This is a genomic window from Mycobacterium sp. (genome assembly GCF_050701515.1).
GTDB lineage: Bacteria > Actinomycetota > Actinomycetes > Mycobacteriales > Mycobacteriaceae > Mycobacterium.
The window spans coordinates 1-10,698 of record NZ_JBOGDB010000256.1; the positions used below are offsets into that span (position 1 = coordinate 1).

The window sequence follows — 10,698 nt, forward strand, 5'->3', positions numbered from 1 at the left end:
GGTCCCAGGTGCCGACGGCGGTCACGTTGATCGGTGATGTACTGGTGGCGGCCGGACTCCTCGTCTCTCAGTACGCCGTCATCCAGAACACATATGCGGCTTCCAATATCACCGTCGAGAACGGCCAGACGGTGATCACCAGTGGGCTGTACGGTTTCGTTCGGCATCCGCTGTACTTCGGCGCGGTGGTCATGATGACCGGCATACCGCTTGCGCTGGGCTCGTATTGGGGCTTCGCCGCGCTCATCGCCGGCCCGCTGGTGCTCGCCTACCGTATCCTTGACGAGGAAAGAATGCTGCGCGAGGAACTCGCCGGGTACGACGAGTACACGGAGAAAGTGCATTACCGCCTCGTCCCTGGCGTGTGGTGACCGGTTATGAAGACCCTCATCCAAGCGGCAGTTTCGTTTCCGATCGGTCTCGTACGACACCACCCAGACGTTCGTCCGGCCGACCGCCGGCGGCATCGTGTTCGGCTCGGGCACCGCAGCCCAGACTCCCGCAGTCACCGATCCCGGCGCGTTCGCGCAATCGGGTCAGTGGATTCCGATCGTCATCGGGGTACTCGTCGCGCTGCTGGTGTGGGCGTTGGTCAAGCTGTTGCGCCGACGCAGGCAGCGCGCCGCCGCGCAAACCGGTTAGATCCAGACACCCTTGCCGACGGCCACCACACCGCCGGTGCTGATCGCGAACCGATCGCGGTCCTTCTCCAGGTCGACACCGACCATCTCGCCCGGGCCAACCACGACGTTCTTGTCCAGGATCGCGTGTCGCACCACGGCGCCGCGGCCCACCCGAACGCCGGGCATCAGCACGCTGCCCTCCACGATCGCGCCGTCGTCGACGACGACATTGGACGACAGCACCGAGTTGCGCACCGACGCCGCCGAGACGATGCTGCCCGCCCCGACCACGGATTCCTGCGCCGAGCCGCCATTGACGAACTTCGCCGGCGCCAGCATTTCGGTTTCGCTACGGATCGGCCAGCGCCTGTTGTAGAGGTTGAACACCGGGTGCACCGACACCAGGTCCATGTGGGCGTCGTAGAAGGCGTCGAGCGTCCCGACGTCGCGCCAGTAGCCTTGATCGCGTTCGGTGGCGCCGGGCACCTCGTTGTTGTGGAAGTCGTACACCGCGGCCATGCCGTCTGACACCAGCCGCGGAATGATGTCGCCGCCCATGTCGTGGTCGGAGTCGTCGTCGTCCGCGTCGGCCCGGATCGCGTCGATGAGGACCTTGGTGCTGAAGATGTAGTTGCCCATCGATGCGAACGTCTGCTCGGGATCGTCCGGCGTGCCTGGCGGTTCGGCCGGCTTCTCAACGAACTCGCGGATGCGGCCGGACTCGTCGGAGTCGATGCAGCCAAAGGCGGTGGCCTCGGCGCGCGGCACCCGGATACCGGCGACCGTCGCGCCCGCGCCGCTCTCGATGTGGAAATGCACCATCTGCTCGGGGTCCATGCGGTAGACGTGGTCGGCGCCGAAAACGACGATGTAGTCGGGGTCCTCGTCGTAGATCAAATTCAGCGACTGGTAGATGGCGTCGGCCGAGCCGGTGTACCAGCGCGGTCCGAGCCGCTGCTGGGCAGGCACCGGCGTGATGTATTCGCCGGCGAGTCCGGACAGTCGCCAGTTCTGCGAAATGTGGCGGTCCAGCGAATGCGACTTGTATTGGGTGAGTACGCAGATTCGCAGGTATCGGGCATTGACGAGATTGGACAGGACGAAATCGATCAGCCGGTAGGCGCCGCCGAAGGGAACTGCCGGCTTTGCTCGATCCGCCGTCAAGGGATAGAGCCGTTTGCCCTCACCGCCGGCCAGGACGATGCCCAGGACGTGTGGCAACTCCCTCATGATTCAAACCTATCGGCCGGTTCTCACCGGGGCCAGGCATTCGCCCGATTGACCTGTGCGACTGTCTGTCAAGGTAATTGGCGTCTACCACGCGCGGTGCGGTGCGACGGCCACTACCGTCGTAGCCATGCGGGTGGCGATGATGACTCGGGAGTATCCGCCCGAGGTCTATGGCGGCGCCGGCGTGCATGTCACCGAACTCGTTGCGCAGCTGCGCCACCTGTGCGAGGTGGACGTGCACTGCATGGGCGCACCGCGGCCTGGGGCATTTGCGCACCAGCCCGATCCGGCACTCAAGGGCGCCAACCCGGCGCTTGCCACGCTGTCGGCCGACCTGGTGATTGCGAACGCCGCCGAGACCGCCACCGTGGTGCATTCGCACACCTGGTACGCCGGACTGGCCGGACACCTGGCCGCTCTGCTGTACAGCATTCCGCACGTGCTGACCGCCCACTCGCTGGAACCGATGCGGCCGTGGAAGGCCGAGCAGCTCGGCGGCGGTTACCGGATCTCGTCGTGGGTGGAGCGCACCGCGGTGGAGGCGGCCGACGCGGTGATCGCGGTCAGCTCAGGAATGCGCGACGACGTACTGCACACCTACCCCGCGCTGGATCCGAACCGGGTGCACGTGGTGCGCAACGGCATCGACACCGACGTCTGGTACCCAGTCGAGGTCATGCCGCTCGAGTCGATGCTGGCCGAACTCGGTCTGGACCCGGCCCGCCCGATTGTCGCGTTCGTCGGGCGAATCACCAGACAGAAGGGCGTCGCTCACCTGATCGCCGCGGCGCACAAGTTCGCCCCGGAGGTACAGCTGGTGCTCTGTGCGGGTGCGCCGGATACCCCCGAAATCGCGGCGGAGGTGACCGCCGCGGTCCAGGAGCTGGCCCGTGCCCGCACCGGCGTGTTCTGGGTACGCGAGATGCTGCCGATCGGGAAGATTCGCGACATACTCTCGGCCGCAACAGTTTTCGTTTGCCCGTCGGTGTACGAACCGTTGGGCATCGTGAACCTCGAGGCGATGGCATGCGCGACGGCGGTGGTGGCTTCCGATGTCGGCGGTATCCCGGAGGTGGTGGCCGATCATCGAACCGGGCTACTGGTGCATTACGACCCGGCGGACCCGGCGTTCTTCGAGACCCGGCTGGCCGACGCCGTCAACACATTGGTCGCTGAGCCGAAGCGGGCGCGTCAGTACGGTGAGGCCGGGCGGCAGCGCTGCATTCAAGAGTTTTCCTGGGCGCACATCGCCGAGCAGACCCTGGGGATCTACCGGAAGGTCTCGAGCTAGCTGGTGACGCCCTTGAGCTCGTCGCCCAACGCCGCTGCCTCTTCCGGTGTGAGTTCGACGACGAGGCGGCCACCGCCTTCCAGTGGTACCCGCATCACGATGCCGCGCCCCTCCTTGGTTGCTTCCAGTGGACCGTCGCCGGTCCGGGGCTTCATCGCCGCCATCGAGTGCTCCCTCCACATGAGCCGGCTGCCCACTCGTCGACAGCTCCCGGCACCGAACTGCTACTGAACTTCCCCTATTGTTCCCTATACGCGGCGTTCGGTGTGCAAAGACCCGGCGATGACCGCTTCGACGGCGGCTCAACGGGCCGCGGGCACCCAGCAGGAGGCGACGTGGTCGTCGACCATTCCGGTGGCTTGCATCAAGGCGTACGCCGTCGTCGGGCCGACGAACTTGAAGCCGCGGCGCTTCAGCTCCTTGGCCATCGCCGTCGATTCCGGGGTGACCGCCGGAACCCGTGACAGGTCGGCGGGGCGTGGACGCCGCGGCGGGGCGAACGACCAGAGCAGCTCACCGAGATCGATGTCTAAGTCGACGGCCGCCCGCGCGTTGGCGATGGTGGCCTGGATCTTCGAACGGTTGCGGACGATCCCGTCATCGGCCAGCAGCCGGTCGACGTCGCGGTCGGTATAGCGGGCGATGCGGTCGATGTCGAATTGGTGAAAGGCACGGCGGAAGTTCTCGCGCTTGCGCAGGATGATCAGCCAGGAGAGCCCACTCTGGAACGCCTCCAGGCTCACCCGCTCGAACAAAGCATTGGAGCCGCGCAGCGGGTGGCCCCACTCGGTGTCGTGGTAGTCGCGGTAGAGAATGAAATCAGCTGGCGCCAAACGTGATTGGTCGATCCAGCCGCAGCGGACACGTCCGTCGTCGGGTGCGTCCGTCACGAATTGTCCTGTGCGCCCGGCGGCATCGCGTGCGCGCTGCTATCCGGGGTGTCCTCGCTGATGTCGTCTTCGTCGTCGGTCGACTGCGCCGCGCGCACCGCCGCCAGTTCGCCGCGCAGCAGGTCGAGCTCCTGGCCTAGGCGGTCGAGCACCCAGTCGACCTCGCTGGTCTTGTAACCGCGCAGAGTCTGGGTGAGCTTGACCGCGTAGACGTCGGCGCCGGTGACGCCGGATGCGGGCAACACCGTCGCGGTGGTGGCCCGCGGCAGCGGTGGCAGCACTTCGCCGCGCCCGAATAGCACGCTGCCCAGTCCGAACAGCACGACGGCCACCAGGATCAGCACCACCAGGTACAGCAGGATCAGGGTCACGACCTCGATACTGCCTCACGCGGCCGACAGGGCCAGCCGTTGCCCGCCCGGTTTTACCGCGGCCGCAGCGTGATCATCGGCGGCCGGTCGGACAACGACACCTCCGACGTGCGCGGGGTGTAGCCCTCGCCGTCGGCGAAGAACTGCGTCAGGCCCACCGCGGAGTCGGGTACGCCGCAGCGCGACAGCAAGGTGGCGATCACCTGCCGGCTCATCGTGGCCAGCTCGGTGAGCGGCCGGTTGCGGTGCACCCGCACGCCGAGGTTGACCTGCGCGATGGCGTCCAGACCCAGCCGATCGTAGGTGTCGATGAGCAGCCCGATCTCGACGCCGTAGCCGGGGGCGAACGGCACCGAGGTCAGCAGTTCGCGGGTACCGGCGTACTCGCCGCCCAGCGGCTGCATCAGGCAGTTCAGCTCGGGCCGCAGCGCGGCCAGTAGCGGGCGCGCTACCAACTCGGTGACCCGGCCGCCGCCGTTGGCGTCCTCGCTGCCGCTGACCTTCAGCGGACGTCGGTAATAGCCCTTGACCAGGTGCACACCCTCGGTGGTGAGCAGCGGACCGACCAGCTTGGGCACGAACATCGGGTCCGGGTCGATCAGGTCGGAGTCGACGAACACGACGATGTCGCCGGTGGTCGCCGCCAGCGAGCGCCACAGCACCTCGCCCTTTCCGGGTTGCGGCGGCAGGTCGGGCAGCGCGGCCTCGCGGCTGATCACCCGCGCACCGGCGGCCAGCGCCCGGATCTCGGTGTCGTCGGTGGACCCGGAGTCCAGCACGATCAACTCATCGACCAGCCCGCCGACCAGCGGCGCGATGGTTTCGACGACCGTCCCGACGGTTTCCTCCTCGTTGAGGGCGGGCAGCACCACCGAGATGGTGCGGGATCCCTTGGCCGCCTCCAGCTCGGCAACGGTCCATGACGGCCGGTTCCAGCTGTGATCGGTTAGCCAGCGGTGCCCGGCGACAACGTCGGTGGCCAGCTCTGGTGTCAGTTCGGGCAGCAGTGTCATGCCAGTCCCCTTACCGTGCGCGTCGGTGGACGCATGCCCTGGATCGACGCGACCATCTCCAGCACGCGTCGGGTGGGCCCGACCTCATGTACCCGGAACATGGCCGCTCCGGCCGCCGCGGCAAGTGCGGTGGCTGCCAGGGTGCCCTCCAGGCGCTCGGTCAAACCCACACCGAGAGTTTCGCCGACGAAGTCTTTGTTGCTCAGCGCCATGAGGACCGGCCATCCGCTATTAACAAGATCTTTTACGTGGCGCAACAAAGTAAGACCGTGATAAGTGTTCTTGCCGAAATCGTGCGTCGGGTCGATCAGCACGGCGTCCCTGGCCACCCCGGCGGCCACCGCACGCTCGGCGGCCGCGGTGACTTCGGCGATGACATCGTCGACGACGGCACGCTCGGATGTGCCGTAGTTGACCCGGAACGGCCTGGTGCGCGGCGCCGCACCGCCGGTGTGGGAGCACACCAGGCCCGCGCCGAACTCGGCGGCGACCTCCGGGAGCGCCGGGTCGTGGCCGCCCCAGGTGTCGTTGATCAGGTCCGCCCCCGCGGCGCAGGCCTGCTTCGCGACCGCCGCGCGCCAGGTGTCGACGCTGATCAGCTGGTCCGGATAGGCGTCGCGCAGCCATTCGATGAAGGGCACGACGCGGGCGATTTCGTCGTCGGCGTCCACGGCGCTGCCGGGCCCGGCCTTCACCCCGCCGATGTCGACGACGTCAGCGCCGTCGGCGATCACCCGATGGACCGCGGCCTTGGCCGCTTCATCGGCGAAGGTGGCGCCGCGGTCGTAGAACGAGTCCGGCGTGCGGTTGACAATCGCCATGATCAGCGCGCGTTCGCCGGCCACCGGACGGCCGCAGAAGGTGGTCTGCACCCAACCAGGTTACGGGCCTGCGATTTCGGCGTGATTTCCTGCGCTCAGCGCTGGTTTACACGCCGAAATCGCTACGTGGGGCGCTTGCCGTCCTTCACCTCGTCGGGGTATTCGTCGTAGAAGTCCACGTAGCCCTCGTCGCGGCTGGCCAGCACGTAGATCGGGTCCTCGATTTCGCCGTCGTCGGCGCCGTAGCCCTCCTTGCGCAGATCCACCTTTTGACTCTTGAACGTCGAGGTGTGCGCCAGCTCCTTCACAACCCGCACGAACAGCGGCACCGCGTAGCCGGGCAGCCGCTCGTAGACGGCATTGGCCAGTGACTTGCCGTCGAACTCCTCGCCCTCCTTGAGCTGAATGGCGGCCATTCCGGCGCGGCCGCCGGTGTCAGGCACCTCGACGCCGAACACGGTCGCTTCCTCGACCTGCGGGTCGGTCGACACCGCGGACTCGACCTCGGTGGTCGCGACGTTCTCACCCTTCCACCGGAAGGTATCGCCGAGCCGGTCGGTGAATGCCGCGTGTCCGAAGCCCTGGGATCGCATCAGATCGCCGGTGTTGAACCAGACATCACCCGCTTTGAACGCGTCGCGCACCAACTTCTTTTCGCTGGCTTCCTTGTCCGTATAGCCATCGAACGGCTGGAAGTTACTGACCTTCGACAGCAGAAGACCGGACTCGCCGCTCTTTACCTTGCGGACCCTGCCGTTGTCGTCACGCACGGGATCGCCGGTTTCGGCGTCGTATTCGACGAACGCCACCGGTGTCGGGCACACCCCGGTGGTCTTGTCGACGTTGAGCACGTTGACGAACGCGGTATTGCCTTCACTGGCGGCGTAGAACTCGCACACCCGCTCGATGCCGAACCGCTCGGTGAAGTCGTCCCAGATCGACGGGCGCAGACCGTTTCCGGCGATCACCCGCACCTTGTGCTCGCGGTCGGTGGGCTTGGGCGGCTGGTTGAGCAGATACGCGCAGATCTCGCCGATGTAGACGAACGCGGTGGCGTCGTAACGGATGACTTCGTCCCAGAACTTGGACGCCGAGAAGGACTTGCCCAGCGCCAGGGTCGCACCCGAGTTGAGGACCGCCGACAACGCGACGGTGAGTGCGTTGTTGTGATAGAGGGGCAGGCAGCAGTACAAGGTGTCGTTGCTGGTCAAGCGCATACCTAGGCCACCGAAGCCGGCCAGCGCCCGCAGCCACCGATAGTGCGTCATCACGCTGGCCTTCGGCATCCCGGTGGTGCCGGAGGTGAAGATGTAGAACGCCTTGTCCTTGGCGAGCACGGCCGCGGTGGTGGCCGGGTTGTCCGTCGGCGCGGTCTCGGCAAGGCGCTTGAACTCGTCGAGCGTCACCAGCCCCTCGGTGTCGGCGCCGCTCTCGGAGATCGGCTCGACGAAATCGGTGTCGGCGACGACGACCGTGGCGGACAGCAGCCCCAGGCTGTGCTTGAGCACATCGCCCTGCTGGTGGTAGTTCAGCATTCCGGAGATCGCGCCGCATTTCACCGCGGCCAGCATGAGCAGCACCGGCTCGGGCGAGTTGCGCAACATGATTCCGACGACGTCGCCGTGGCCGACGCCGCGGGCGGCCAGCACTGCGGCGTAGCGGTTTACCGTCTCGTTGGCCTCGTGGTAGGTGATCTCCTGATCATCGAACTTGAGGAAGAGCTTGTCCCCGTAGCGTGCCGCCCGGTCCTGGAAAACCTTGCCGATCGAGGTCTTCGCCGAAGGGCGGGCGAGAAACCCGGTGATCGCGCCCCGCAGGATTGTCGGCGTATCCATCAGCAGGCCTGGCACGTGGGTGACGATGTCGAGTAGCCCGATGCTGCTGCGGGTTCCCGATTTCTGGTCGGTCATGCGGCGTTCCCTCCGGTGTCCTCTGTCGGACACCCTAACCGTGCGGGTGATCACCATCACTCGGCCGGTGCGCAGGCCGCCATCGCATCCTCGACATCGTCGACCACGACGAGCCGGTCCAGCGCGGCCTGGGCGACATAACCACTGTCGAGCAGGCCGTACAACCAGGCGCGCAAACCGTCGTAGTGGCCGAACGGATCGAGCATGACCACCGGCTTCTCATGCATACCCAAATATCCCGCGGTCCAGGCTTCGAAGAACTCCTCGAGCGTGCCGATGCCGCCCGGCAACGCGATGAACGCGTCGGCCCGGTCCTCCATCACCTGCTTGCGTTCCCGCATGGAATCGGTGATGACGAGTTCGTCGGCATCGACATCGGCGAGCTCGCGGTGCACGAGCGCCTTCGGGATCACCCCCACCGTACGGCCACCGCGGGCCCGCGCCCCGCCGGCCAGCGCGCCCATGGCGGACACATTGCCTCCGCCGGACACCAGCGTCCAGCCGCGATCGGCGATGGCCTCCCCGACACGGCTGGCGAGGTCAAGCAGTTCGGGGTGCGTCGGTCCTGACGCACAGTAGACACACACCACCCACTCGCGGCCGGGATCCGGGGACACAGGAGACAACGTAGACGACACCGATTGCGATTTCGGCGCGGGAACATGCGCTCAGAGCGCCGGAAATCGCGCCGAAATCACCATAAACTCCGGCGGGTGCCCGTCGATCCGATGACCGCTTCACCCGGCCCGGCATCCGGACAGCTCGAGGCGGCGGTACGGGAACACGGCGGGGCGATACTCGTCGGCCCGGCCGGGGCGGGCAAGACGACATTGGCGCGCACCGCGAGCGAGCGCATCGGCGGGCGGTCCGCGTGGGTGACCGGGACCGTGTCGGATCGGGTGATTCCCTTTGCGGCGCTGCGCGGTCTGATCGAGGTTCCCGACACCGGCAAGACCGCGGCCGTGCTGCGGGCGGCACGGGAATCGGTGGGCGACGGGCTGCTGTTGGTCGTCGACGACGCGCACCTGCTGGACACCCTGTCGGCGTCGGTGGTGTATCAGCTGGCGGTCAGCGCATCGGCGCGGCTGATCGTCACCGTCGACGCCGACGAGGTCATGCCCGATGCGATTTCGGCGCTACTGCGCGACGACCGGCTGCCACGGATCGAGGTAGCGGCGCCGGACCCGGACCGCTCCGGGCTGGACGCCGCCACGGGGTTCGTCGTATCGCTGCCGGCCGGTGCCCGCACCGCGCTGGAGTATCTGGCCGTCTCCGACCCACTGGCACTGGCCGACCTTGCGGAGTTGGCCGGGCCCGACGCGGTGGGAAGCGCCGAATCCGCGGGCGCGGTCGTGGTCCGCGACGACTCCGATAACACCGTGCGCGCGACCCATCCGCGCTATCTCGACGCAATCCGCGAACAGTTGTCGCCGGCGGATCTGCACGGGCGGCGAACCGGACTCTTCGAAAGGCTGGCCGCCCAGCGCCCCCGAGATGTCGTCGACCGACTGCGGCTGGCGGTGCTCGCCTTGGACTGCGACAGACTCCAACCGCTTGCCGACGTGGTCGCGGCGGCGGCCGACGCGCTGCGGCTCGGCGACCTGGAGCTGAGCGAACGGTTGGGCGCGGCGGTGTTGCAGCGCGATCCGGATCTGGACGCGCGGCTGACGCTGGCGCAGGCCTTGGCGTGGCAGGGCCGCGGCCGCGAGGCCGACGACGTGCTCGCCGCGGTTGACCCCGCAGACCTGTCGGAGACCGAGCTGATGGCGTGGGCATTGCCACGTGCGGCCAATCAGTTCTTCATGCTCTCCGAACCGGAGCGGGCGACGGCGTTTCTGCAGTCCACCCGCAACCGGGTGACCTCGGCGGTGGCGCGAACCACGCTGGACGCGTTGTCGGCCACCTTCGCGATGAACGCCGGCCGCCCGCGGCGGGCGGTGGAGATCGCCGACGAGGTGCTGGCCTCACCGGCTGCCGACGACACCGCGGTCGGCTGGTCGGCGGCGGCGGCCGCGCTGAGCTGCGCCAGGATGGGCCGGTTTACCGACGTTGACGCGCTGGCCGAGCGCGCGATGGCCGCACAGCATCCTGGGCTGCTCCGCTTCACCAGTGGGTTCGGCCAGACCACCACGCTGTTGATGGCCGGCGAGCTGGACCGGGCGCAGGCGCTGGCACAGCAGCTGACCGATTTCGCGCAGATGCAGCAGCCGGGTCGCGCCATCGGCGAGATCCTGGTGGCCGACGTGCTGATGTCGCGCGGCGAGTTGGCCGCCGCCGCGAAGCTGTTGCGTGGGGCGGCGGAGGCGCTGGCGCCGACCGGGTATTCCTGGGGGCCGCTGGCGTGGATGCTGTTGGCCCAGGCGCTGGGTCAACAGGACGAGACGGCCGAGGCGTCAAAGATCTTGTCCCGCGCCGACTCCCGGCACGGGTTGAAGTCGATGCTCTTCGCCCCGGAGCTATTGTTGGCCCGGGCCTGGACGACGGCGGCGCGGCGGGACCCGGTCGGGGCTCGGTCCGCGGCCCGCGATGCCGCACGGACGGCCGAGCGC

Annotated in this window: 11 protein-coding genes and 1 pseudogene; 4 read left to right on the forward strand and 8 right to left on the reverse strand. The window is 67.6% G+C overall.

Annotated features, from left to right (window positions below):
* On the forward strand, positions 1-371 hold a 371-nt coding region (locus ACRDU5_RS19380; protein WP_526616401.1), incomplete at its 5' end, for a methyltransferase family protein.
* A 55-nt stretch (positions 372-426) separates the two neighbouring features.
* A pseudogene (locus ACRDU5_RS19385) lies at positions 427-582 on the forward strand (DUF4126 domain-containing protein); the annotation flags it as partial.
* Positions 583-638: 56 nt separating this feature from the next.
* Here ACRDU5_RS19385 and glgC read toward each other — a convergent pair.
* Positions 639-1,853, reverse strand: coding sequence for a glucose-1-phosphate adenylyltransferase (glgC, locus tag ACRDU5_RS19390; protein ID WP_526616402.1), 1,215 nt, complete (start codon positions 1,851-1,853; stop codon positions 639-641).
* Between the two features lie 127 nt (positions 1,854-1,980).
* Between glgC and glgA the strand changes: the two genes are divergently transcribed.
* Positions 1,981-3,144, forward strand: coding sequence for a glycogen synthase (gene glgA, locus ACRDU5_RS19395; protein WP_526616404.1), 1,164 nt, complete (start codon positions 1,981-1,983; stop codon positions 3,142-3,144).
* Here the strand turns inward: glgA and ACRDU5_RS19400 are convergent.
* The 7 genes from ACRDU5_RS19400 to log form a co-directional block, all read right to left on the reverse strand.
* Positions 3,141-3,308, reverse strand: coding sequence for a DUF3117 domain-containing protein (locus tag ACRDU5_RS19400; RefSeq protein ID WP_003931055.1), 168 nt, complete (start codon positions 3,306-3,308; stop codon positions 3,141-3,143). The two genes, glgA and ACRDU5_RS19400, sit on opposite strands and share 4 nt — an antisense overlap.
* Positions 3,309-3,446: 138 nt before the next feature.
* Positions 3,447-4,034 carry a DNA-3-methyladenine glycosylase I gene (locus ACRDU5_RS19405; RefSeq protein WP_526616405.1) on the reverse strand — a complete coding sequence of 196 codons (588 nt, stop codon included), beginning with the start codon at positions 4,032-4,034 and terminating at the stop codon, positions 3,447-3,449.
* On the reverse strand, positions 4,031-4,405 hold the full coding sequence (locus ACRDU5_RS19410) for a DivIVA domain-containing protein (RefSeq protein ID WP_526616407.1): 375 nt from the start codon (positions 4,403-4,405) through the stop codon (positions 4,031-4,033). Before ACRDU5_RS19410 ends, ACRDU5_RS19405 begins: the two co-directional genes overlap by 4 nt.
* Positions 4,406-4,458: 53 nt before the next feature.
* Positions 4,459-5,418 (reverse strand): glucosyl-3-phosphoglycerate synthase, encoded by a 960-nt coding sequence (locus ACRDU5_RS19415; RefSeq protein WP_526616408.1) that lies wholly within the window; start codon positions 5,416-5,418, stop codon positions 4,459-4,461.
* Positions 5,415-6,239, reverse strand: a complete 825-nt coding sequence (gene folP, locus ACRDU5_RS19420; protein WP_526616413.1) for a dihydropteroate synthase — start codon at positions 6,237-6,239, stop codon at positions 5,415-5,417. Before folP ends, ACRDU5_RS19415 begins: the two co-directional genes overlap by 4 nt.
* Before the next feature lie 122 nt (positions 6,240-6,361).
* The gene (gene fadD6, locus ACRDU5_RS19425) at positions 6,362-8,149 is read right to left on the reverse strand and encodes a long-chain-acyl-CoA synthetase FadD6 (protein ID WP_526616409.1); all 1,788 of its coding nucleotides are present in this window, start codon (positions 8,147-8,149) and stop codon (positions 6,362-6,364) included.
* 56 nt (positions 8,150-8,205) lie between these two features.
* A complete protein-coding gene (log, locus tag ACRDU5_RS19430; RefSeq protein WP_526616410.1) occupies positions 8,206-8,766 on the reverse strand; it encodes a cytokinin riboside 5'-monophosphate phosphoribohydrolase in 561 nt (186 codons plus the stop codon).
* A 96-nt stretch (positions 8,767-8,862) separates the two neighbouring features.
* Between log and ACRDU5_RS19435 the strand changes: the two genes are divergently transcribed.
* On the forward strand, positions 8,863-10,698 hold a 1,836-nt coding region (locus ACRDU5_RS19435; RefSeq protein WP_526616412.1), incomplete at its 3' end, for a tetratricopeptide repeat protein.

What these genes read in the sequence shown, in the direction of transcription:
- glgC (WP_526616402.1), bottom strand. Translation starts at nt 1,853, where the DNA reads ATGAGGGAGTTGCCACACGTCCTGGGCATCGTCCTGGCCGGCGGTGAG.
- glgA (WP_526616404.1), top strand. Translation starts at nt 1,981, where the DNA reads ATGCGGGTGGCGATGATGACTCGGGAGTATCCGCCCGAGGTCTATGGC.
- ACRDU5_RS19400 (WP_003931055.1), bottom strand. Translation starts at nt 3,308, where the DNA reads ATGGCGGCGATGAAGCCCCGGACCGGCGACGGTCCACTGGAAGCAACC.
- ACRDU5_RS19415 (WP_526616408.1), bottom strand. Translation starts at nt 5,418, where the DNA reads ATGACACTGCTGCCCGAACTGACACCAGAGCTGGCCACCGACGTTGTC.
- folP (WP_526616413.1), bottom strand. Translation starts at nt 6,239, where the DNA reads ATGGCGATTGTCAACCGCACGCCGGACTCGTTCTACGACCGCGGCGCC.
- fadD6 (WP_526616409.1), bottom strand. Translation starts at nt 8,149, where the DNA reads ATGACCGACCAGAAATCGGGAACCCGCAGCAGCATCGGGCTACTCGAC.